This is a genomic window from Candidatus Protochlamydia sp. W-9 (assembly GCF_001950615.1).
GTDB lineage: Bacteria > Chlamydiota > Chlamydiia > Chlamydiales > Parachlamydiaceae > Protochlamydia > Protochlamydia amoebophila.
In genome coordinates, this window is the sequence record NZ_BCPZ01000126.1 from 33,042 (window position 1) to 58,228 (window position 25,187).

14 protein-coding genes and 2 pseudogenes are annotated in these 25,187 nt (G+C 35.4%); 7 read left to right on the top strand and 9 right to left on the bottom strand.

The genetic code is table 11. The features are described 5' to 3' along the window. Nucleotides 1–252: 252 nt before the first annotated feature. The gene (locus BU804_RS03625; RefSeq protein WP_075883013.1) at nucleotides 253–984 is read left to right on the top strand and encodes an SIMPL domain-containing protein; all 732 of its coding nucleotides are present in this window, start codon (nucleotides 253–255) and stop codon (nucleotides 982–984) included. Nucleotides 985–1,137: 153 nt separating this feature from the next. Here the strand turns inward: BU804_RS03625 and alaS are convergent, their stop codons facing one another. Then, entirely contained in the window at nucleotides 1,138–3,774 is a 2,637-nt protein-coding gene (gene alaS, locus BU804_RS03630) for an alanine--tRNA ligase (RefSeq protein WP_075883014.1), read from the bottom strand. Between the two features lie 865 nt (nucleotides 3,775–4,639). Between alaS and tkt the strand changes: the two genes are divergently transcribed. From tkt to BU804_RS03650, 5 genes and pseudogenes are all read left to right on the top strand, one after another. Further along, the gene (gene tkt, locus BU804_RS03635) at nucleotides 4,640–6,661 is read left to right on the top strand and encodes a transketolase (protein ID WP_075883015.1); all 2,022 of its coding nucleotides are present in this window, start codon (nucleotides 4,640–4,642) and stop codon (nucleotides 6,659–6,661) included. After that, nucleotides 6,645–7,727 carry a uroporphyrinogen decarboxylase gene (gene hemE / locus BU804_RS03640; RefSeq protein WP_226996119.1) on the top strand — a complete coding sequence of 361 codons (1,083 nt, stop codon included), beginning with the start codon at nucleotides 6,645–6,647 and terminating at the stop codon, nucleotides 7,725–7,727. The genes tkt and hemE overlap by 17 nt, the downstream gene beginning before the upstream one ends. Further along, nucleotides 7,720–9,093, top strand: coding sequence for a protoporphyrinogen oxidase (hemG, locus tag BU804_RS03645; RefSeq protein ID WP_075883016.1), 1,374 nt, complete (start codon nucleotides 7,720–7,722; stop codon nucleotides 9,091–9,093). Before hemE ends, hemG begins: the two co-directional genes overlap by 8 nt. A gap of 327 nt (nucleotides 9,094–9,420) precedes the next feature. Further along, nucleotides 9,421–9,882: pseudogene (locus tag BU804_RS17375) on the top strand (Clp protease N-terminal domain-containing protein); the annotation flags it as partial. Between the two features lie 87 nt (nucleotides 9,883–9,969). Further along, a pseudogene (locus BU804_RS03650) lies at nucleotides 9,970–11,964 on the top strand (ATP-dependent Clp protease ATP-binding subunit); the annotation flags it as partial. Between the two features lie 1,076 nt (nucleotides 11,965–13,040). Here BU804_RS03650 and BU804_RS03655 read toward each other — a convergent pair. The 6 genes from BU804_RS03655 to BU804_RS03680 form a co-directional block, all read right to left on the bottom strand. After that, entirely contained in the window at nucleotides 13,041–15,125 is a 2,085-nt protein-coding gene (locus BU804_RS03655) for a BTB/POZ domain-containing protein (RefSeq protein WP_075883047.1), read from the bottom strand. Nucleotides 15,126–15,902: 777 nt separating this feature from the next. Continuing rightward, nucleotides 15,903–16,844 carry an oligopeptide/dipeptide ABC transporter ATP-binding protein gene (locus BU804_RS03660; RefSeq protein ID WP_075883018.1) on the bottom strand — a complete coding sequence of 314 codons (942 nt, stop codon included), beginning with the start codon at nucleotides 16,842–16,844 and terminating at the stop codon, nucleotides 15,903–15,905. Next, on the bottom strand, nucleotides 16,837–17,823 hold the full coding sequence (locus BU804_RS03665; protein WP_079988587.1) for an ABC transporter ATP-binding protein: 987 nt from the start codon (nucleotides 17,821–17,823) through the stop codon (nucleotides 16,837–16,839). Before BU804_RS03665 ends, BU804_RS03660 begins: the two co-directional genes overlap by 8 nt. An 8-nt stretch (nucleotides 17,824–17,831) precedes the next feature. Further along, complete coding sequence (locus BU804_RS03670; RefSeq protein ID WP_075883019.1) at nucleotides 17,832–18,734, bottom strand: ABC transporter permease; 903 nt, start codon at nucleotides 18,732–18,734, stop codon at nucleotides 17,832–17,834. Then, the gene (locus BU804_RS03675) at nucleotides 18,731–19,666 is read right to left on the bottom strand and encodes an ABC transporter permease (RefSeq protein ID WP_075883020.1); all 936 of its coding nucleotides are present in this window, start codon (nucleotides 19,664–19,666) and stop codon (nucleotides 18,731–18,733) included. Before BU804_RS03675 ends, BU804_RS03670 begins: the two co-directional genes overlap by 4 nt. A gap of 8 nt (nucleotides 19,667–19,674) precedes the next feature. Further along, entirely contained in the window at nucleotides 19,675–21,258 is a 1,584-nt protein-coding gene (locus tag BU804_RS03680) for a peptide ABC transporter substrate-binding protein (RefSeq protein WP_079988588.1), read from the bottom strand. A gap of 197 nt (nucleotides 21,259–21,455) precedes the next feature. On the opposite strand from BU804_RS03680, the gene BU804_RS03685 reads away from it, so the two are divergent. After that, complete coding sequence (locus tag BU804_RS03685) at nucleotides 21,456–22,259, top strand: C40 family peptidase (protein WP_075883021.1); 804 nt, start codon at nucleotides 21,456–21,458, stop codon at nucleotides 22,257–22,259. A 94-nt stretch (nucleotides 22,260–22,353) separates the two neighbouring features. Here the strand turns inward: BU804_RS03685 and BU804_RS03690 are convergent, their stop codons facing one another. Then, complete coding sequence (locus BU804_RS03690) at nucleotides 22,354–23,055, bottom strand: hypothetical protein (RefSeq protein ID WP_075883022.1); 702 nt, start codon at nucleotides 23,053–23,055, stop codon at nucleotides 22,354–22,356. A gap of 156 nt (nucleotides 23,056–23,211) precedes the next feature. Then, a complete protein-coding gene (gene dnaK, locus BU804_RS03695) occupies nucleotides 23,212–25,170 on the bottom strand; it encodes a molecular chaperone DnaK (protein ID WP_075883023.1) in 1,959 nt (652 codons plus the stop codon). Between the last annotated feature and the right edge of the window lie 17 nt (nucleotides 25,171–25,187).

The following is a 25,187-nucleotide window of genomic DNA, read 5'->3' on the forward strand; positions in this document are numbered from 1 at the left end:
GTAGAATTATCAGAGAACATTTCAACTCCCTTTTTTTCCATTCAAAGTAATTAACTCCTCTGAAAAGTTTAACCATCCAAAACAAATCTTTTGTGAATGGGTAAATTTACTAAAAATAAAACTTTAAAAATACTATTTAACATAGTAAATAGATTTTAAGTTTAAGGTATGCAGCTGCTAGATTATCGTTTATTTTTTTTATTTAGTTTAAAGCACAGTTGTCATAACAAGCTTAACAAAAGGGAGAAAGTCATGAAGCAGAAAATGAGTTTGCTATTCTTAATCTTGTATTTTTTTTCCTCTCAAGCTTATGGGGAAGAATTTAATAGCTCTAATTTGCCACAATTAACGGTAAAAGGGGAAGCAACTATTTTTAAACCTGCTGACCAATTGGAAATGAGTGTTTCTGTCGTCACACAAGACCCTGAATCTAAAAAAGCAGTTCAAGCTAATAATGAAAAAATGCGTAAAGTAGTTGGGCAGCTCACTGATTTAGGTTTAAATGTTCAAGATTACCAAACAGGGCATTTTACGATTCAACCTATTTATCACTATACTGATTCAATAGAAAAAAAAGAAGCCTCTACAATTATTCATTATGAAGTTACGAATACGATTCATATAAAAACAAGTAAGCTCAGTTTGATCGAGAAAATTATTGGGATTGTTGTCGAGGCTGGAGCCAATCAATTAAGTCAAATCAATTTCAATTTGAATAATCCTCAAGCTTATCGTCATGAAGTCATTCAATTGGCAACTCAAAACGCATTTGAAGATGCAAATGCTTTAGCTAAAGCTGCAAATGTCCGTCTTGTTCGTGTTTTGTCTCTAGATTTAGACCCTAATCAACAGAATTATTCAACACCAAGAATGTTGATGGCAACTAAACAAAGCTTTGACAATACTTATGAGGTTCCTATTGAAATTGGCCTCGTTGAAATGCGAGCAAATGTTCATGTGATATTTGAAATCAATCAAGAATAAGCCAATTTTAAGGGTATGCTAGTATCATTTTACAATTAAATTAATGATTCAAGGCTAGACAAATTGAGATTAATTTGTAGTCAAGTCTGAATGAATAAAAATTTTGGTAGCTTAAAAAAACGGCTTGGTGTGTAAATCTGAGCCGTCAAATCTTTATTTCACATTCATTTTTTCTTTTAAGTAAATTCGTATTTGCTTAAAGGCTTCTCCTAACATAGCTGGTTTTTTACCGCCGCCTTGTGCGGTATGTTGTTTTCCACCCCCACTTCCTTCTACAATAGGCATTAAAATTTTAATAATTTCGTTGGCATTAATACCTTGTTTAACAAGGTCATCGCTGATCTTTACTAAAATTTGGCATTTATCAGGGAAAATTGCCCCTAAAATAATTACTGCAGAAGGGATTCGATCACTGATTAAATCTACACAAAGTCGCAATTCTTCGACAGAAAGTGCAGTTTCTAAAATTAAAACAGAGATGTTTCCTAATTGTTCAATTTTTTTTATAAAACCGTCGATTAAAACGTTAAGTTCTTTCTTTTTGATTTCTTTAAGCTCAGCGATAAATTGCTTATTTTCTTCTTGAAGTTTTTCTAATTTCTCTAATACCTGGTGAATAGGGACTTTTAATTGTTGAGCCAATGTGCGAAGTAAATCTTCCTCCTGTCGCTGTAAAAGTTCTGCTTCTGCGCCCGTGACTGCTTCAATTCTTCGAATTCCTGCTGCAATGCCACTTTCTTTCAAAATTCTAAAAAGTCCAATATTTCCAAGAGCTGACGTATGAGTGCCTCCACAGAGTTCTTTTGAATAGTCAATATCAATCACTCGAACAGTTGAACCATATTTTTCACCAAAAAATTGTTTAATATCTTCTTTTTTTTGCGCTTCTTCATACTTGATTTCATAACATTTGACAGGCAGGTTTTCTCTAATTTTTTGATTGACCAAGTCTTCAATTTGTCGGCTTTCTTCTAAAGTAAGAGCTTTATGATGGCTAAAGTCAAAGCGAAGGCGTTGAGGATCGACAACTGAGCCTGCTTGTTTAATATGTTCTCCAAGTATTTGATGTAATGCCCAATGCAGTAAATGAGTTGCCGTATGATTGTTGGCAATTTTTTGTCGCCGTTTTTTATCAATCGAGGCTGTAATTATCTCACCATTTTTGAGAGAACCTGTATTCAATTTTCCTTTGTGTGCGATCAAACCTTTATAAGGTACCACACAATCCTCTATGATGAACTTGGAATTCGAATTTTCTAATGTTCCAGTATCGCCGACTTGTCCACCCATTTCAGCATAAAAAGGGGTTTCGCTTAAGAAGACGAGTCCTTCTTGCCCAGATTGCATTTCTTCGACGAATTCTCCATTGACAAAAAGCCCTACGACTGAACTTTTTAAAGAATTTTGTGTAAACCCAGCAAATTTAGTTTCACCTCGAACTTTGACAAAATCTGCGAAAATATTTTCTCCCGCAATTTGATGAACAGTTTTATGAACGTGACGAGATCTTTGCTTTGCTTCTTCTTCTAATTGTTGATAGCGTGGTTCGTCAACTTTTAATTCTGAATCTTTAGCGATTAAGAGAATTTCTTCGATTGGAAGTCCATAAGTATCTTTGAGTTTAAACGCATCATCACCAGAAATTATCTGATGACTTGCCTGTGACTTCTCAATCACTTGATTAAGAATATTTCCCCCTCGCTTGAGAGTGCGAATAAATGCCTCTTCTTCGATTGTCAAAATTTCCGCAATGCGATCTTGCCCTTTAACAAGTTCTGGATAATCGCTACCCATAGTAGAAACTAATTGAGGAAGAACTTCGGCTAAAAATGGTTTTTCAAGCTTTAATGTTCGTCCATACCGAACAGCTCTTCGAAGAACTTTTCTTAGTACGTAACCTCGATCAACATTGCTAGGTTGAACACCATCGGCAATAGCAAAAGAGAGGCAACGCAAATGATCAGCGATGACTCGAAAAGCAGCAGATTGTTGATCTTGTGGATGATAAGCAATTCCTGAAAGTAATTCAATTTGAGCAATAATACTTCTTAAAATATCCGTTTCAAAAACGCTATTAACTCCCATTTTTAAGTTGATAACTCGCTCGAGTCCCGCACCCGTGTCTATGGATGGTTTAGGTAAAGGATTTTGCACACCCGACGTTTGTCGATTAAATTGCATAAAAACCAGGTTCCAAAATTCTAAGAATCGTTCTCCAGAAGGATCTTCGGATGGTTTTGTGGCATTTCCGTAATCAAATCCTCGATCGTATAAGAGTTCCGAGCAGGGCCCACAAGGGCCTGTATCTCCCATTGCCCAAAAATTATCTTTTTCTCCGAAACGAGTAATGCGTTCAGCTGGAACATATTGAGTCCAAAGCTCAAATGCTTCATCATCTTCTCGGAAAACTGTTGGCCAAATTCGTTCGGGTTCGAATCCAAAGACCTGTGTAGAAACTTCCCAGGCGAATTGGATGGCTTGAGTTTTAAAATAATCTCCAAATGAAAAGTTTCCTAACATTTCAAAAAATGTTAAGTGTCTGCTCGTATGACCAACATTTTCTAAATCGTTATGTTTTCCTCCCACTCGAATACATTTTTGGCTTGTAGCTGCACGGTTATAATCGCGGTAACTCTTCCCTAAAAAAACGTCCTTGAATTGATTCATTCCTGCGTTGTTGAATAGAAGAGTGGGGTCGTCGTGAGGAAGAACTGAAGAGGAAGAAACGATTTGATGTTGATGTTTTTTAAAATATTCTAAGAATTGGCGTCTGATAGATTGTGTTAACATAAGTGCTCGTGTAAGATTTTGACCGAGAGAGTTATTAACCTGAGTTTTGAGTTTATTTACTTAAAAATCGTTTAGGTTATTAATGAAATTTTAGGATTAAATGTAAGGATTTAAGATGTAAAATTCAAGTTTTACCAAACATCAAATCAGCTTTGCATTAACTTTGTATAGAAAAGTTGAGCTTTCCGACTATATTAGCTGTTAAAAATGTGCTAAAAAATTGTGTTTGAAAAGAATAGCTTTATTTAAAAATTTTGTTTGAAAAGAAGCTGATAAAAAAATGGTTGTTTTAGGAAGAGATTTTCGATCTTCAAGAGGATGGTTAAGAAAAACGTTAATAAAACGTATTTTTTAAATGTAAAGACTAAAATGAAGATGCGGGATATTAATAATAAAAATTTCTTCGGCATATTTAATCAATAAAGTTAATTTAAGGCATCAGTTCCCCAAGTGGTAAAATCCCCTCTATAAAATGTATTACTGCTCCATAAACAGTTAAGATAACCATATTCTTTTTGCTTAAATACTTAAAAAAGCGTCATATCTTAAAAAACCCGATAGAATCAATGAGCATGCATAAAAACTTGAGTTAATGTCTCAAAATAACGAGGAATTAGACACTCATTTTGAGCTTGTCCTTAGACGATTTCATAAATAGCTGGATAAACGGTAATCGTAAATTTTAAAAAATGGAATTTAAATTAAAATTTATATACTTATTAAAAGTTTATTTATCTTTCAATTTTTTTAAAAGCCAGGAGGTGGAAAAACGGCAAGTTTAGGTTTTAACCCTTTTTCTTGCGCCTTTTTATGCATTAGAGCTACATTAAGTTTTTTTAATCTTTAAATTTATTTGGTGAAAAATATGAGCAGCCATCTTCAAGTTTCAGTGCCTCAACCTCTCGATTTTGAGCAAAAGCAAATCATGAAACAAATAGCAAATACCATTCGAGGTCTTTCGATGGATGCTGTTCAAAAAGCAGATTCAGGTCATCCAGGGCTTCCAATGGGATGTGCTGAACTTGGTGCATACTTATATGGTTATTATCTTAAGCAAAATCCCAAAGATTCTAAATGGCTCAATCGAGATCGTTTTATTTTATCTGCTGGACACGGATCTATGTGGTTATATTCTTGTCTACACTTAGCTGGTTACAAAATCACGTTGGAAGACATCAAAAATTTCAGGCAGCTTCATTCCCCAACTCCAGGCCATCCAGAATCATTTATGACGGATGGTGTGGAAACAACGACGGGGCCTTTAGGGCAAGGTGTAGGTAATGCTGTCGGTCAAGCACTTGGATTTAAAATTCTTGGAGAAAAATTTAACACAGAAAAGCATCCCATTTTTAATAATAAAGTTTATGTGTTAATGGGCGATGGTTGTGTAATGGAAGGGATTTCTTCAGAAGTATCTTCATTAGCAGGTCATTTAAAATTGAATAATTTGGTTGCTATTTATGATGCGAATCACGTTTCTTTAGATGGACCGTTAGCAGAAAGCTCTTCAGAAGATACTAAAACTCGTTATAAGGCTTATGGTTGGGATGTATTTGAAATAGATGGAAACGATATTGAAGCTATTGATACTGTATTTTCTCAAATTCGACACTATCAAGAAAAGCCTTGTTTAGTTATAGCTCATACTATTATTGGGAAAGGAGCCCCGAATAAAGGAGGGACTTATAAAGCCCACGGATCACCTCTTGGAGTAGAAGAGATTAAAGCAGCTAAAGATGAACTGGGCATTCCTCAAGAAGATTTCTATGTTCCTCAAGCTGTCATCAACTACTTTCAAAATAAGCTTGTTTCCGATGCAAAAGAAGAAAATGAGTGGAAGCAAATATTTGAAGAATGGACAAAAGAAAATCCTTCTAAATTCCAAGAATTAGAAATCATGCTACATCACAAACTTCCCGATGATTTCGAGCAGAAGCTTCAACATCTGATGATTAAAGCTCCAATTTCTGGACGTAAAGCTTCTCAAGAAGTTCTCAATAGTTTAGCAGATATGATTCCGCAATTATATGGAGGGTCAGCTGATTTATCTTCATCCGATATGACAATGTTAAAGAAGTTTTCTTTAATTGCTCCTAACGAATTTCATGGACGCAATATTAAGTTCGGTGTGCGAGAATTTGGGATGGCGACAATAGCGACTGGTCTTTATCAGACTGGAATGATTCTTCCATTTGTAGGAACATTTTTAACTTTTTCTGATTATATGCGTAATGCAATTCGTTTGGCGGCTTTACAACATGCACAAGTTTTTTATCAATTTACCCATGATTCTATTTTTTTAGGGGAAGATGGGCCTACTCACCAACCTGTTGAACATTATGCAGCTTTAAGAGCTATTCCTCAACTACAAGTGATTCGCCCAGCAGATAGTTATGAAGTGAAAATGTCTTGGATTGCAGCTTTGCAATATAAAGGCCCTACGGCTTTGATTTTGTCTCGCCAGAATTTACCTGATTTAGCTGGAACAAACATTCCTTATGTTGAAGGAATGGGGAGAGGGGCTTATATCGTAAAAAAAGAAAAAGGAAAGGCTGACTTTACTTTAGTTGCAACTGGTTCGGAATTGAGTTTAGCGATGAACGTAGCAAATGAATTAGAAAAACTTGGTAAAAATGTCCGCGTTATTTCTATGCCTTGCTGGGCTTTATTTGAAAAGCAACCTATAGATTATAAAGAAAGTCTGTTTGGTGGAGATATTGGTAAAAGGGTCAGTATTGAAGCTGGTGTTGACCTTGGATGGCATAAATACATTGGCCGTGATGGCATTGCAATTTGTATGGAACATTTTGGAGCCTCAGCTCCTGCGGGTGTATTAGCGAAAGAATTTGGTTTTACCGTTGAGGCTATACTTGAACGTATTTTATAGCCAAAAAAATGTATCTAATTCTGTTGTTTCAAATATCATTAGTAGTTCATTTAATGATCGACTGCTTCAAGCCCTGCATTGTCGCAATAATTCCAGGCCTCCCGTCTGGCTTATGCGACAAGCCGGGCGCCATTTAGCTTCTTATCGAGCATTAAGAGAAAAATACTCTTTTTTAGATATGTGTCACAATCCAGAATTGATTGCTGAAGTTACCTTATTGCCTATCGAAGCTTATCGAGTCGATGCAGCTATTTTATTTTCAGACATTTTAGTCATTCCCGAAGCCTTAAAAGTAGGAGTTCGTTTTGAAGATAAGGTAGGACCTATTATAGAAAAACCTATCACTAATCTTCACGATATTGAAAAACTTGCGATGCCCGAGGATCTTACTTCTCTTGAATTTGTCAAGGAAGGAATTAGATGTTTACAACCCCGATTAAATGTTCCTTTAATTGGTTTTTGTGGAGCACCCTTTACTGTGGCAAGTTATATGATCGAAGGAAAAACTAGCCGAGACTTCAAAAAAATTAAACATTGGATGTATCATGAGCCGCAAGGATTTCATACTTTACTTCGGAAAATAGCAGATTGGTCGATTGCTTATCTCAATATGCAAATTGATGCGGGGGTACATGCTTTACAGATTTTTGATTCTTGGGCAAATACTCTTTCTTATCGTCAATTTCAAGAGTTTTCTTTAAATTATTTAAAGTACATTTTAAAAGGATTAAAAAAAGATATTCCTCTCATTTTATTTTGTCGAGGGTCCTCGGTTTTTGGTCCAGATTTAGCTTCTATTAAACCTGCAGCTGTTGGATTAGATTGGAATTGTCGGGTAAAACGGATGCGTGATGTCATTCCTTATCCCATTGCTTTGCAAGGAAATTTAGATCCTGATTTGCTTTATGCACCTTTGCCCAAAATCAGGGAAGAGGTAAATGCTTTATTAGATGAAATGGAAGGAGATCGAGGGTTTATTTTAAACTTAGGGCATGGCATCTTTCCTGATGTTTCTGAAGAGGCAGTTCGCACTTTTGTTGAATCTGTGAGGGAAAGGCGTGGTTAAACATATCGTGATCTTAGGTGCTGGAATTAGCGGACTTGCAACAGCATGGTTTTTGAAAAAACTATTAGGATCTTCTGTTCAACTTACTTTGTTAGAAGCAAATTCAAGAGCTGGAGGGTGGATTCAAACGATTCATTCTCAAGAATTTTTGTTTGAGACAGGTCCACGCAGTTGCCGTTCAAAAGGCTCTGGAAGAGAAATGCTTCAACTCATTGAAGAATTAGGATTATGTAATGAAATCATTGGGGCACATCCTTCTGCGAACCTTCGTTTTCTTTATTTTCAAAAAAAATTACAGCCTTTACCCAATTCCTTTTTACATATCCTTTTCAACCCTCTTGTTAAAGGATGGCTCAAAGCGGTTTATCGTGATTTGAATTCTCCAAGGACATCAAAAAAAGATGAATCTATAGAAGAATTTTTTAGCCGACGTATTGGAAAAGAATGGACCTCCCGTTTAATTGATCCATTTGTTTCAGGAATTTATGCCGGAGATTGCAAAAAATTATCCATGAAAAGCTGTTTTCCTCTTTTTTGGAAGTGGGAACAAGAAAACGGATCTTTAATTAAAGGAATATGGAACCAAAAAAAAGAAAAAACTCCCTCTAGCGCTTTTGTTTCACATTGGATGAAACAACCTCTTTTTTCCTTTAAGCAAGGAATGGGATATTTAATACAATCTTTTATGCATCAACTAGATGCTAATATTCATTTTTCTTCTACCGTGAAAATGATTGAAATGGAAAAAGAGGGAGCCACAGTTGTTTTAGATAACGGAAAAGTTTTTAAAGCTGATCATTTGATTTCTGCTTTGCCAGCTTCAAAATTGGCTCCTTTACTTGGTTCAGAGTTTAGTGAAACGGCCTCACTGCTACAGTCTATGGAATCAACCTCTGTGATGGTTGTCAATTGCGGTTATCGTCGACCTGTTTTAAAAAAATCTGGCTTTGGTTATTTAATTCCCTTTCAAGAAAAAGAATCGATTTTGGGATGTGTATGGGATTCTGCAGTGTTCCCTAAGCAAAATTTTTCTCCTGAGCACACTCGCTTAACAGTTATGATGGGGGGAACTCAGCACCCTCAGATAGATGATAGGCAAAAAGGATTAGCCCTTGCATTATCTTCTATCGAAAGGCATTTGGCGATTGATTCTGTGCCAGATGAAGTTTATGTTTCTTTAGCCAAACAGGCGATCCCTCAATATCAAATTGGACATTACCTAACTTTAATCAATTTATCTCAATCTTTATCTCTTTATCCCCAATTCACTTTTACAGGTCATTCTTTTGACGGGGTTTCTGTAAATGATAGAGTTTTGCAAGCCCGTTTATTAGCCGATAGAATTGCCAAAAGTTTTAGTATTTAGCAGTTGTTTTATGTGATTGCTAAAAAATAAATGAAAGCTTATCATTAAAAATATTAAGAATCCATTATTTCCAATTTCCTAGAAGTTAATAATTTATAATCAAATTACTTATTTAAACTTTTTTTTTGCAAAAAATAGAGATGCAAACTACATTTGGGCACAAACAGTTGATTGCTTTCAAATTCATTTCGCTGACTTATATAATTGAATTTTGAGAGTGAATTTAATTGCAGCGAAAGAGTCTTTTGCACTTTATTCCATGGTTTAATGATAATAGATCATCATTAAACCAAAGCATCTGATATTCTAAAAAAAAGCGAGTTCAACATGTTTGATAAATTTACGAATCGTGCAAAACAGGTTATTAAATTAGCCAAAAAAGAAGCGCAGCGACTTAATCATAATTATTTAGGCACAGAGCATGTCCTTTTAGGACTACTTAAACTAGGCCAAGGTGTTGCGGTTAACGTTTTACGAAATCTTAATATTGATTTTGAAACCGTGCGCAGTGAAGTAGAAAAATTAGTGGGATACGGACCTGAAATCCAAGTTTACGGGGATCCCGCCTTAACTGGAAAAGTGAAAAAAGTTTTTGAGTTTGCAAATGAAGAAGCAGCCAATCTAAATCATAATTATGTGGGGACAGAGCATTTGTTGCTTGGTTTATTAAGACAAACAGATGGCGTTGCCGCACAAGTTTTAGAAAATTTAAATGTCAATTTGAAAGAAGTGCGTAAAGAGGTTTTAAAAGAACTTGAAACTTTTAACTTACAACTTCCTCCCATTAGTGGAGCTGGTATTAGTCCAAGTAACCCATCACCTGGCAGTGGGGGAAAAGGTTCTTACGAAAAAGTAGCTGCTGGAACTGCTAATGATAAAATGCCGGCTTTAAGAGCTTATGGACACGATCTAACTGAAATGTGTCGCGAAGGCAAGATGGATCCAGTCATAGGTCGAAAAGAAGAAATTGAGCGACTCATTTTAATTCTGTGTCGACGTCGAAAAAATAATCCAGTTTTAGTCGGAGAAGCAGGAGTCGGTAAAACTGCTATAGTAGAAGGGCTTGCTCAAGCTATTGTAAAAGGAGATGTGCCTGATACTTTACGTAAGAAAAAATTAATTACACTTGATTTAGCTTTAATGATTGCCGGTACTAAATACAGGGGACAATTTGAAGAACGTATTAAAGCTGTTATGGATGAAATCAAGAAAAATGGGAATGTTTTACTGTTTATTGATGAATTGCATACAATTGTTGGCGCAGGTGCTGCTGAAGGAGCTATAGATGCTTCAAATATCTTAAAACCAGCTCTTTCTCGTGGAGAATTGCAATGTATTGGTGCAACAACAATTGATGAATATCGGAAGCACATTGAGAAAGATGCAGCTTTAGAACGTCGCTTCCAAAAAATCTTAGTTGCTCCTCCAAGTGTTGATGATACCATTGAAATTCTTTATGGTTTAAAACCAGAGTATGAGAAACATCATAAAGTCATTTTTACTAACCAAGCAATTCGTGCTGCCGCGGTCTTATCGGATCGCTATATTCATGGGCGTTTTCTACCAGACAAGGCGATTGATTTAATTGACGAGGCAGGTGCCAAACTGCGTATCTCTATGATGAATCAGCCACAAGACATTAGTAAGTATGAGTCAGAAATAGAGGCCACAAGGTTGGCTAAAGAAGAGTCTATTGGTAAGCAAGAGTATGAAAAAGCTGCCAAATTACGTGATAAAGAGAAAACCTTGCGTGAGCAGTTACAACAAATTCGAGCTGAATGGGAAATTAACAAAGAAGAGCATGAAGTCATTGTTGAGGATGAGGATGTAGCAAATGTAATAGCAAGGCAAACGGGAATACCTCTCAATCGATTAACTGAAGGTGAATTACAAAAAGTTCTCAAAATGGAAGAGATCTTAAAAGAAGGAATTATTGGCCAAGAAGACGCTATTAAAACAGTTTGCCGTGCCATTCGTCGAAGTAGAGCTGACATCAAAGATCCAAATCGTCCGATTGGAGCTTTTCTCTTTTTAGGTCCTACAGGAGTTGGGAAGACACTTTTAGCTAGGCTTTTGGCAATCAACATGTTCGGCGGTGAAGATGCACTCATTCAAGTCGATATGTCGGAATATATGGAAAAATTTGCCGTTAGTCGCATGACAGGCTCTCCTCCTGGCTATGTGGGGCATGAAGAAGGTGGACAGCTAACAGAACAAGTTAGACAGCGACCTTACTCAGTGGTCCTGTTTGATGAAATTGAGAAGGGACACCCTGATGTCATGGATCTTCTGTTACAAATACTTGAAGAAGGGCGTTTGACAGATTCTTTTGGAAGAAGAGTTGATTTCCGAAATACAATTATTATCATGACCTCTAACTTGGGGGCTGATCTTATTAAAAAAAGTACTGAGATTGGTTTTGGAGCATCTGAAGGATCGTTAGATTATATTCATATTAAGGAAAAAATTGAAAGCGAAGTCAAAAAACGATTTAAACCTGAATTCCTTAACCGTTTGAATGACATCGTTATTTTCCATCCGCTTAATCGAGACAATCTATTGCATGTGATTTCTTTAGAAATTGAAAAACTTAGCAAACGTCTAGCTCGACGCGAAATATTTATTGAGCTTGATGATGCGGCTAAGAATTTCTTGGTAGATAAAGGTTTCCAAGTAGAAATGGGAGCTCGTCCATTAAGACGTACCATTGAACAATTCCTAGAGGATCCTTTAGCAGAGCGGATTTTGATGAATCCTAATGAAGGACGTCGTTGTCATGTGACAGTGGAAAACGAAGAAATTGTCATTATTGACGATGAAATTTATCCTATTCATGGAAAATCTACTACTGCTAGTTCTGCAATCAATTGAAATTAAAAGGTAGCTCAATAAAACTTTTGAGCTACCCTTTTCAAAAAAAACTAAAAAATTTTCCGAGTCTCACTATAATTTTCTATTTGTTGCCACCGCCTTTATAATTAGCTTGATCTATAGCTTATCTTACAAAATTAGATAGTCTTAGTCAGCCATTAATTAATTTAGCATAGCCATAGGGATTCTAATTCAAAATAAATTAAAACGACGCAGCAGAATGGTTTTAATTAAATACGCTTCCTATGCCCAAGAATGCGCATAATTATTTCTCTTCTTTTGTGTTGGCTATTCGCTAACATCTGGTCAATAACTAAAGTATATGCGCTGTATAGAAGCTTGTCGATGTTAGTTTTTATTTTTATTTGATTTGGTTAGTTTTATCCCAAAAAATTTTGGAAAGAAAATTTGATATCTGATTATAAACAGCAAGAACCAAAAATAACTTTAAAAAAAATATTTTGAGAGATGTAGATAATTTTATAGGGGGGTGGGCAGCAGATGATAAAGTTACAAAATTCATATTGTGGAACAACTACACCTCTCAAAATGATGTTATAGAATTTTTAAATTGGCAAAAAAGTCATAGGACCTTTCACGCTTGATAAAGGCAGAGGAGAGCTCACAATTGTAAAAGTGCGTCAGGCTATGTGATATCGAAAATACTGGAGATATGGCTATGCTACACAAGCAGTCAAATAGTAATTCAAACAGGTTTCGAAAATCTTGAGATTGAAAAAATCGAAGCTTTGGTAGATCTCACAAATATTAGTTCTCAGTGAATTTTAGAAAAAATTGGTTTATTAAAGAATAATTACTGAAAAATTATATTATTCAAAAGGGGATTATTCAAAACTGCTTTATTTGTTCATTTTTAAAATCTTCTTGTTTGTAAAAATAAATATTTTAAAACAATTTTCTATCTTTTTTACAACTTTCATTTTTGATTTTTTTGTTATTACAATTCAAGCTGTATCAGTTCGCATCCACTCAGGAATCAACAAACTAAATGTTTTAAAGCCCCCCTGTAGATCTTAAACGTGCTAACCCATGGTGCGTGATTTTATGGCATCTACTTAGGTCCAAATGCGCAGGGTCATGGAGGAAGCCAAGTGCGCTAATCCAGCGTCCGTAATCCTTTGGCAATTAGACAGTTCTAAGTCCTGCAGAGCGATTAAAGATGTTAAATGCGCTAATCCAGCGTCGGTGAGCTTATTGCATCTCCCCAGATTTAAATGCTTTAGAGCCACTAAGGATGTTAAATGCTCCAATCCAGCGTCGGTGAGATTAGGGCATCCTTTCAGATCTAAATACTTTAGAGCGACTAAAGGGGTTAAATGTGCTATTCCAGCATCGGCGAGTTGATAGCATTCACTCAGATCTAAATATTTTAGAGCGACTAAAGGTGTCAAATGGGCTAATCCAGCGTCCTCGAGATCACCGTTCCAACTCAGATCTAAATGCTTTAAAGCCACTAAAGGTGTTAAATGCGCTAATCCAGCGCCCGTGAGATTATGGCAACAACTCAGATTCAAATACTTCAGAGTGACTAAAGGTGTTAAATGCGCTAATCCAATGTCCGTGAGTTTATAGCATCCGTCCAAATCTAAATGCTGCAGAGTCACTAAGGTTGACAAATGCGCTAATCCAGCATCCGTGAGATTTGTGCAATAGGACAGATTCAATTGCTGTAAATTCACTAAAGGTGTCAAATGTGCTAATCCAGCGTCAATAAGTTTACATACATTTAAATTCAAATGCTGCAAAGTCACTAAGGGTGACAAATACGCTAATCCAGTATCCGTGAGATTTGTGCAATCGGACAGATTCAATTGCTGTAAACTCACTAAAGGTGTCAAATGTGCTAATCCAGCATCCGTGAGATTATAGCACTGACTCAGATTCAGATACTTTAAAGTGACTAAGGGTGTCAAGTGCGCCAATCCAGCATCTGTGAGATTAAGGCAATAACGCAGATCTAAACGATGTAAAGCCACTAAGGATGTCAAGTGCGCTAATCCAGCATCCGTGAAATTGCAGTTATTCAAATTTAAATGTTGTAAGTTTATTAAAGATTTCAAATGTGCTAATCCAGCATCCGTGAGATTATAGCACTCACCCAGACCTAAATAATTTAGAGCGTCTAAGAATGTTAAGTGCGTCAATCCGGCATCCGTGAGATTATGGCACTTACTCAAATCTAAATACTGTAAAGCCACTAAAGGTGTCAAGTGCGCTAAACCAGCATCCGTGAGATTGCAGCATTTTTTAAGATAAAGCACTTTTAAATTTTTACAAGTTTTTAACGCTAAGAGATGGGCATCAGTCAAATGGGCATTTTCTGAAAAATTGAGTGCTTCCACCTCATTTGAGAAATGATTTAAGATTTTTTCAAATTCCGTTAATTGAGAAGTCTGATTTAATAATGAACCCACAACTGTAAGCTCTAAATAATTTTTTAGAGTGTTTAATTGATATTGTTGCGCAAAATTTAAAAGTTCTTTTAATTCCACTAAGCTGTCTTCATTGGAATTGAACAACTTAAATTTCTCTGATTTATACCCATTAAGCAACTGTTCTTCTAAATTTTTCACAACTTCAGTCAGTTGATAATAATCGGCTAATTGAATGAAAGAAAGAATGTCTTCCACAGGAATTTTAAAACTAGCATCCACCAGGCAATTGAGCAGATAAGCAAACTCTTTTTGTGTCAAAGTGAGAGGATCTTGAAGAGTTTCTTGAAAACTTCCTGACCAAAGACTTTTAAAATAAGGCGATTTTTCCATTAACAAAGATTTTTGGAAACTTGAAATATTTAGATGAGTATTATCCTGAAAGCTCAGTCTGAAAGAAGGGGAGGCAAAGTATGAAGTTTGACTCAAACTTGATAAAGATACATCAGATTCTGATTCTAAATGAGTTATAGTAAAATTAGAAATGACAATTTCTTTTTGTTCTCCTAAAAGTTTTCTCCATTGAAATTGAAGTAAATCTTTTTTGAGATAATTAAAGAATAGGCTTGAAAAACCCTGAAAAATTGTTTTGCATAATAAATTTATTCGTTCAAAAAATTTTAAATGTTTGCTCGATCGAGAGTAAGAATAAGTATCTGCATTAACAAGGGGATTACTAGAATTAAAACTTGGGTTATGAATATTCAAATTTACCATCCAAATTAATTAAATAATTTTTAAGTATATAATCCTACAATTTCTTATTCATACTATTACAGCTGTTAGAAAACAAGTAAAAATCAATACGGTTTAAATGCAGCATCTTTAATCTTTAACAGGAAAAATATCTAAGCTTGTTAGCTTAATAATGAAAAAAATGTTTTGCAGGAACAAAGCTTGAATAAGTTTTTTCAAAGCAATTACACTTAATTTCAGGAAACTCGAACACAATCTGGAAAGCCTACCTAATTTCAACTGTTTGCTGAGAATATCTCACCAGCCATTCCCAAGCATTTCATTAGGTATTTTTTTGAGAATTGAAGGATTAGGCACTATTTTATATCATTCAAAATGTTGCATCTTTTGATGTATTAAAGGAAAAGAGATGCTCCAATGGACTTCTCATCCCAAAAATAGTGAAGATTTTTGTTTCGCAATTTGCTGCCTTAAATCAAAGCTAACAGTTAGAAAGTTTTGAAGATTAAAAATTTATTAAATTATCTTTAAAGTTTTTTAATTTTGTTCCTTCTGTCGAATTGACGATAATTTGTGATCCATTAAATAAAGACTTCAGAGCATCGATGTAAAAGTGATAGATGAGCTAAAACTGTTACAAATAAGATCTGACGATAAAGCTATTTGGGTTATATAAACAAGAGGAGTCATTAAAGAGGAGTCATTAAAGGCATTTTAGCTTATTTTGTCATTTTGAATAGGCACAAAAAGCCTGGTATATTCGTTCATCAAATAAGATAACCAATTGTGTTAATAAAAATGACAAGCGACAAAATGGCCTTTTTGTACTTCTTTTAAAGAAGGCTTTATTTTTTTACAAATCGAACTTGCCAATTTACAGCGAGATTGAAAAGGGCACCCTGTAGAGGTGTCAAGATGGGAAAAAGAGTCGTTTAGGATAGATAATGGCGTTTGCTTTGCTTCAAATGAAAGAGTACAAACCGCTGCCAAAAGAGTTTTTGTATAGGGGTGGAGAGGATTTTCATAAACAGCCTTAGTCGGCCCCAGCTCAACAAAATGACCTAAGTACATGATAGCTAAGCGATGTGTAAAATAGCGTAAAACTTCTAGATCATGCGAAATTATAAGATAAGTTAAATGATTTTTTTGTTGGATGTCTTTCATCAAATTAATTAATTGTCCTTGAACAGAGCTATCTAAGGCGGAAAAAGGTTCATCGCAAATAATTAATTGAGGATAGAGAGCTAAGGCTCTAGCTAAAGAAACTCTTTGTTTTTGTCCTCCACTTAACTCTTGAGGAATTCTTTTTAAAAAGTCTGCAGATAATCCCACTTGAGACAACAGTTGACTTAAGAGTTGACTATTAGTAGCTTTTTCTTTTTGATCATGAATCAAAAAAGGCTCTTGTAAGATTTTTTCAACTGTCATGCGAGGATTAAGCGAGCTTGATGAATGCTGAAAAACCATCTGCATATGCCGGCGCATAAGCTTCAAGTCTTTTCTGTTTAATTTAAGAAAATCTTTATTTTGAAATTTTATAGATCCCGCTGTCGGTTCAATAAGTCTGACAAGAAGTTTAGCCAAAGTAGATTTTCCACACCCGCTTTCCCCTCCTAATCCAAAAATTTCTCCTTTATTAAGTTCAAAAGAGATGTCGTCGATAGTTTTCAGAACCTTGTTACCTAAGCGAAATTCTTTTGAAAGGTTTTCAACTTTTAAAATCTCAGACATCACTATTTTTTTCCTTTACTTTGAGCCAGCATGCGGCTTTATGAGGATCATTTTCGTTCATCGGCGGGGCTTCCTTCTGACAAATTCGCATAGCGTGCCGACATCTTGGCCCAAAAGCACAAAGGGATGTCTGAGCAAAAAGGGAAGGAGGAGATCCTGGCAAGGTAAAAAGAACCTCATCTTGAAAATGCATTAAGCTTTTTTTAGCTTGTATAAGTCCTTGTGTGTAGGGGTGTTTTGGAGATTGAATCACTTTTTTAGTAGAACCAGACTCAACGATTTGACCTGCATACATAATCAATAATCGATCGCAAATATGAACTGCTACACCAAGATCATGCGTGATAAGCAAAATAGTCATTCCTACTTCTTTTTGTAATTCTTTCAAAAGATTTAAAACTTGTCGTTGTGTGGTCACATCTAAAGCAGTTGTTGGCTCATCGGCAATAACAAGGGAGGGATGGCAAGCTAATGTCATAGCTATGAGGACACGTTGTTTCATTCCGCCACTAATCTCATGAGGATATTGTTTCATCCGTAGATCGGCATTATTGATGCCAACTTTATTTAACCAATTGATTCCTTGATAATAGGCTTCTTGTTTATTTAATTGGCAATGCCATAGCAACCCTTCGATGAATTGATCTGCAATTGTTTTGGTTGGGTTGAGTGCAAGGGATGGATCTTGGAAAATCATTCCAATTTTTTTTCCCCGGACCATTTCTATTTGCTTATTAGAATATTTTAAAATATCCGAACCTTGAAATAAGATTTGGCCGGAAACTTTTTGAAGAGAAGGGGGAAAGATCTTCAAAATTGAGGAAGCTGTCAAACTTTTGCCACATCCCGATTCTCCTAAAAGCCCTACAATTTCGTTGGAATAAAGTTGAAAATTAACACCTCTTAGGGCATGGAGGGAACCATGCAAAGTTTCAAGAGTGAGAAATAACTGACATACGTCAACAAGTGGCTGAATCATAAAGAAACTTACTCTATTTTATCAAAAGCGCTTTTCAATCCTTCACCAATCCAATGAAGAGAAAGCATAGTCAAACTAATCAAAAAAGCGGGAAAAAATAATCGCCAAGGGTAATATTGAAGGGCAGGCAATCCTTCATGTGCCATTGTGCCCCAACTTGCTGTTGGGGCTTGGACACCTAACCCTAAAAAACTTAAAAAAGCTTCAGAAAAAATAGCGGAAGGAATCGTTAACGTTAAAGTAACAAGGATGGGTCCGCTGGCATTAGGTAGAAGATGTTTCCATAAAATTCTCGAAAAACTTGCTCCTAATACTTTTTCAGCTAAAATATAATCCATTTCTTTAATTAAAAGGATTTGCCCTCGAACAATTCTAGCCATCGTTATCCATCCAAATAATGTAATAGCAAGGACAATAGAGAAAAAGCCAGATCCTAAAACTACTGTAAACAAAATAACGATAAGTAAGTAGGGTAGAGCGTATAAAATATCGACAAATCGCATCATCGCTTCATCAATTTTACCTCCAGAAAAACCGGCAATACCGCCCCAAATTAATCCTACAATTAGATCGATAGAGGCGGCTAAAAAACCAATACAAAGAGAAATTCGAGCCCCAAACCAAACTCTCGTAAAAAGATCGCGACCAAGGTCATCTGTGCCAAACCAAAACTGTGAAGAAGGAGGGTGATTTTTTAAAGTCAGATGCGTTGTTTCGGGAGAATATCCAGAAATTAAAGGTCCTAAAATCGTTAAAATAACAATTCCTAAAAAAAGAAGCATTCCTGCGATTCCTAAGGGATGAGATTGAAAACGTTTAAAAATAGAGGGTCTGCTATAGGATGGTGGCACAAAAGCTTCTTCCCATTCTTCCAATGGAGTAAAATCTGATTGAGAAAGGGAGGATTTCATACTAATTCCTTATGAATGAGTTGGATGCGAGGATCTAATAAGCTGTAAATGATATCGACAATAAAGACAGATAATAGCAAAAGAGTACTATAAAAAAGAGTCAATCCCATAATAACAGGATAGTCTCTACTGAGAACACTATTTACAAACCATCCTCCTAGGCCTGGGATGCTGAAAATTTTTTCAATGATAAAACTTCCCACTAAAATATTAGCAAGTAATTGACCAAGATAACTTATGACTGGAAGTAAGGCATTGCGAAGAGCATGAGAATAGAGTATTTTATAATAGGGAAGTCCTTTTGCTTGGGCAGCTTTAATATAATCAGTTTTAAGAATTTCAATTAAACTTGCTCGTGTTAAACGTGCGATGAATGCCATAGGGAGAAGGGCTAAAGATAACGAAGGGAGAATACTTTGATTGAAATTTCCCCATTGAGCAAGAGGAAGCACACCCCATTTAATAGCGAAAATATATTGTAGAAAAGTTGCTAAAATAAAACTAGGAATTGACGTCCCGATAGCTGTCAGGATTAAGATAAAAAAATCTTGCCATTTGTTTTTCTTTAAAGCTCCAATTAATCCTAAGATTACCCCGCCGATCAAAGCAATAAAAATAGCTTGGAAACCAAGTTGGGCAGAAATAGGAAAGCTTTCTTGAATAATTTGATTCGTTGATCGACCTTGGTATTTTAAAGAATAGCCAAGATTACCTTTCAATAATAGAGAGAGATAATTTAAATATTGATTAATTCCAGACTGATCTAAACCATGTTTTTTTATTAAGGTTTGATGGATATCAGTTCTTAATCCTTGTTCGTCATTAAACGGATCCCCAGGAACAGCTTTCATAAGGATGAAAGTTAAAGTTATAATGATCCAAAGAGAGCTAAGTAAATAAATAAATTTTCTACAAAAATAGACTTGGTACATAGCAATCTTTAATTAAGGGGGCTGAGATAAGCTTTTTTAAAATCTAGATAACCAAGTTCTGAAAAATAAACGTCATGGACATTTTCTTTTTTCAAATAATTGTACGATCCAAAAAATAGAGGAATGATTGGCATCTCTTGGATGAGTAATTTTTCAGCCTCAATTAATAATTGATTTCTTTGGTTAGGAGAAGTTTCCTGTGAACCTTTTGTAAGTAAATCGATGTAATGCTGGTTTTCCCAACCTGTATTGTTTGTCCCGTTATTTCTAAATTTAAAAACATCTAAAAAAGAGATGGGATCGCGAAAATCAGCATACCAGGATCCAATTCCTATTTGATAGTCTTGTTTTTTCAGAAGGTCAAAATAAACTTTACTTTCATAAGCTTGTAACTGTACGTTGATTCCCAAAACGCTTTTCCACTGTTGTTGAACAACTTGTGCAATTTTATGAGGACGCTCTCCTGATGCATAACACAAAGTCAATTTAGGAAAATTTTGCAAGCCTAAATTGTTCTCTTTAAGGGCTTCGTTAAAAAGTTGCTGAGCCATTCTATCATTTCCGTCTTGAAAGAAAACGGATGTTTCAAGCCATGTAGGAGGGACTAATCTTGTTGCAGGTTCTTGGTTGCCTTGTAAGACATGTTCAACTAACTCCTTTCGATTTAAAGCTAAAGCTAAAGCTTGCCTTATTTTTATCTGATCAAGAGGAAATTTAGGCGTATTAACTCGAAAGAAATGTATTCCTGCTGCTGGAGTAACGTAAAAGTTTTTATTTTTTTTTAAAGCAATTAAAGCATCTATGGAAATAGTTGAAAGTGGAGAACCGGTCCAATCAAGTTTGTGATTTTGAAATAATTGTAAAGCAGTTGGATTATCCAAGGTGATAAAAATGATTTTGTTTAATTTAATTGCGGAGTTGTCCCAGTAACCAACATGAGGGATAATGGATAGGTCATTTGTCCAACTATCAATTTTAAAAGGGCCGTTGGTTGAGTAAAAAGAGTTAGAAGGATGAAGTTTGTTTCTTAAACCTGCGTGGACAGGAAAAAAAAAGTGTGTCGCAGTGAGATTAAGAAAGTAGGGAGTAGGATTTTTTAATTCTACAATCAATGTTTGCTTATCTTTAGCATAAATACCTACTTGATCTAAGTTAGCCGTGCCTTCTTTCGCCTCCTGAGCTCCTTTGATAACGTATAGTTGATAGGCATTCGGAGAGGGAAATTGGGGAGATAGAACACTTTTCCAGCTCTCTTCAAAATCATAAGCAGTGACTGGATCTCCGTTTGACCATTCATTAGAACGCAATTTAAAGGTATAGGTTTTATGATCGGGAGAAAGAGTAACTGTTTCAGCATTAGCCAACGTAATTGTTCCATCTGCTTGTATTCTTGTCAGGCCTTCATATAATGCCTGCATAACGGTAATAGAGCCTAAGTCTCTCACAAGTCGAGGATCTAATGTTAGTAAATCAGATTCGCAACTTATACGAAAAATTTGCTCTTCTGCTTTTGTAGGTTTAATTTTTCTATCGCAGCCAATAAATAAAGGAATCAAAAAAAGAAAAAAAATAGGTAAATATTTTTTTAACATAAAATAGCCTCTTTTTTTGCATTTAGTCTGGATTGTTATGTCTCACTATAATTTTTCGAGTTGTCTGTGTATAAGTAGTGGAAATGAAATTGTTTAAATTTGAAAATTAATTTTATAATTTTCAATCCAAGTTTATATTTATACGAAATTATTTGATTTATAAAAAGTAAAGTTATCAACAGAAAGTGATTATATCTATGTATGAGATGAACATTAATTATCCAGTTGCAAATTTATATCGATTACCAAATGAACACGTCGAGGTAATTTCGCAAGCCATTTATGGTTGGAAAGTTAAGATTATTAAGAAAGATGGCAAATTTTATTTAGTCGAAACGGTCGATGGTTACCAAGGATGGATAAATCCAATACAGATGATTGAGAGCAATACGATATCTTCTTTTCCGCTTATTAAAATTACATCGAATGCAGCACATATTTATAAGTCTCCTCATGTAAATCGAGAAAAGCCTTTTTTGACTCTTCCTTTTGAAGTAGAATTACCTCTACTAGAAACACTTGAAGAAGAAGAAGGAAGATGGTTACAAATCCAACTCATGAATGGGGAAAAAGGATGGATTCAAAAAGGTGATATCACTATGGACCTTTTTTCAACTAATTTAGAAAAAGTGGTAGAAGGTAGCCAGCAGTTTTTAGGCTTGCCTTACACGTGGGGGGGAGTTTCGAGTTTTGGTTATGATTGCTCAGGTTTTATTCAAATGATATTTAGACAGGTGAAAATCATTCTTCCTCGAGATGCCTCTCAACAAATTACCTTTCCCCTTTTTCAGTGTATCAATTGGAATAATAGAGAAAGGGGAGATGTGATTTTTTTTGGCTCTAATGATGACTCCATTAAACATGTTGGACTTTATTTAGGAAATGATCAATTGATTCATGCTTCTGTAAAACCCAAACCGACTTTGCAAATTTCTTCTTTAGAAGAGCCTTCCCTCAAAAATCGTTTTGATTATCGTACTGTTCGTAGGCTTAAGATTTAAAGGAAAAATAAAGTTATTCAATCCATATCAATTGATTGAAAGAGTGTGAAAGATCAAGGATAAACTTATATCAAGTCAGTTAATGCAAATAATTCTATCCTGGGAGGTTATTCTGGCATGGAGAAATAAAATCACTATCATAACGCTGATTATCACATCGTTGCTTAACTAAAGCAAACATCGATTGAATATCTCTTTTTTCGTAACCCGAACCTTGAAAAACGCGTAAAATGTCTGCCTCTAAATAAGAGTGCCTATGCAGATCTATGATCAAACCTATAGTACAAATCAGATTGCGATTGGAATCTTTATCGCTTTGACTATCTTTTAACAATTGCAGAATCGTTTCAGTCGTGCATCCAATATTAATATGATCGATAATGAATTCTTGTATGATATTATTTTGAGCTTTATTAACTTTTTGAACAGACTTAAGCTCTAGCATCTCTTTTATCGAATCATACAATAGGTAGGGTGTGAAGGTAAAAAAGGGACATATTTTTTTCGGATAAGCTGCTTCCCAACACTTTTGCATATTTTGAATGAATAAAGGATCAATATCAGTTTCGCAGCTTAAACGCCAACCAATGTGAGAAAAATGTGTATGAGAATATAATTTGAAAAGGCTTCTAACAATGCGTTGAAAGATATTTAAACGTTCCAAGCTCCAGCCTTTATAACTATCGTAGGATAAATAAGGTTTTTTCCAGCTATAAAAATGACGATTATCTAAAATAAGGCTATAATCGCTGTAAGGGCATATTTTTGCTAGTAAAAGATTGAGACTTGAACTCATTTGAATACCTTAGTAATAATTGAATTAAATATATTAATTTATTAACTAATTATTAAGAAGTATATTTTATTTAGATGGGTTATAGATAACTGTAGTTGTTAAGAAGTTATTAAAAGATTGGTGCTAAGCACCAATCTTTTAAATTAATTAAGTCATTTATGGTTTTTTATCATCCAAAATTTCAACTTCAGCTTCTTCAATATCATCAGGTTTATTATTGTTTGTCTGATGTTGCGAACTTTGGTTTGAGCTTTCTTGGTAAGATCCGGAGCCAGTAGATTGCGTTTCACTTTGACCAGCCACTTTAGACATCACTTCACCGATTTGCTGCATTTGGCGTTCAAGCTCATCTTTAGCTGAGCGAATACGAGCAATATCTGTGGTTTCAAGAGCTTTTTTAACAGCTTCTATTTTGTTAGAAATATCATCGGCAATTTGTTGAGGAACTTTGTCTTTATATTCATCCAAAGCTTTTTGGGCTCTGAAGGCTAAAGAGTCAGCCTCATTTCTAATTTCAACTTCTTCTTTACGTTTTTTGTCTTCCTCAGCGTGTTCCTCTGCATCTCTGACCATCCGCTTAATTTCTTCTTCTTGAAGTCCTGATTGAGCTTCAATACGAATTTTTTGCTCTTTGCCGCTAGAAAGATCTTTTGCAGAAACGTGCAAAATACCGTCAGCATCGATGTCAAAGGCAACTTCAATTTGTGGAGTTCCTCGCGGAGAAGGAGGAATGTCTGCTAAATCAAAACGTCCAATTTCTTTGTTGTCATTAGCCATTTTGCGTTCCCCTTGAAGGACGCGAATGGTAACAGCTGGTTGATTATCTGCTGCAGTAGAAAAAATTTGTTTTTTTTGAGTAGGAATCGTTGTATTACGTTCAACTAAAGGAGTCATCACTCCGCCTAATGTCTCAATTCCTAGTGTCAATGGGGTAACATCTAATAATAAAACATCTTTGACGACACCTGTTAATACCCCACCTTGGATAGCGGCTCCGACGGCAACAACCTCATCAGGATTCACTCCTTTATGACCTTCTTTTCCAAAAATACTTTTTACAACTTCTTGGACAGCAGGCATACGGCTCATTCCACCGACTAGAATCACTTCACTGATATCATCTTTATTAAGACCAGAATCTTTTAAAGCTTTTAAGCAAGGCTCTCGTGTACGTTCAATAAGATCATGCGTTAAGCTTTCTAGCTTAGAACGTGTCAAAGTCATGGTTAAGTGTTTTGGTCCTGAAGCATCCATTGTAATAAATGGTTGATTAATTTCTGTCTGTTGCACACCCGAAAGTTCGATTTTAGCTTTCTCAGCGGCATCTCTTAGCCTTTGTAAAGCCATTTTGTCATTTCTTAAATCAATGCCCTGTTCTTGTTTAAATGTCTCTAACATCCAATTTAAAATAGCATTGTCGAAATCATCTCCCCCTAGATGGGTGTCACCACTTGTGGAAAGAACTTCAAATACCCCATCTCCGATTTCTAAGACAGAAATATCAAATGTTCCACCTCCTAAGTCAAAAACAGCAATTTTTTTATCTGCGTTTTCTTTATCTAAACCATAAGCCAAAGCAGCAGCAGTCGGTTCAGGGATGATTCGTTTGACATCTAAACCCGCAATACGGCCAGCATCTTTAGTAGATTGACGCTGCGAATCATTGAAATAGGCTGGGACTGTAATAACGGCCTCGGTTATTTTTTCACCTAAATAAGCTTCAGCAGTTTCTTTCATTTTAATTAAAATCTGAGCGGCAATTTCTTCTGGTGTAACAATTTTTCCTTGAATTTCAAAAACAGCATCACCGTTGTTATTGCTGGTTACCTTATAGGGTACAGTTTTTATTTCATTGAGAACTTCTTGATATTTTCGTCCAATAAAACGTTTGGAAGAAGTAATGGTGTTTTCTGGATTTGTTACTGCTTGTCTTTTAGCGGGAATCCCAACTAAACGCTCATTTCCTTTATAAGCAACAACAGAAGGAGTTGTACGTGTTCCTTCAGCAGAAGCGATTACCTTAGGGGCTCCACCTTCCATCACAGCAACACAAGAATTAGTGGTTCCTAAGTCAATTCCAATTATACGCCCTTTTTTTGTTTGACTTTGGCTCATAGTCAAATCTCCTCTAA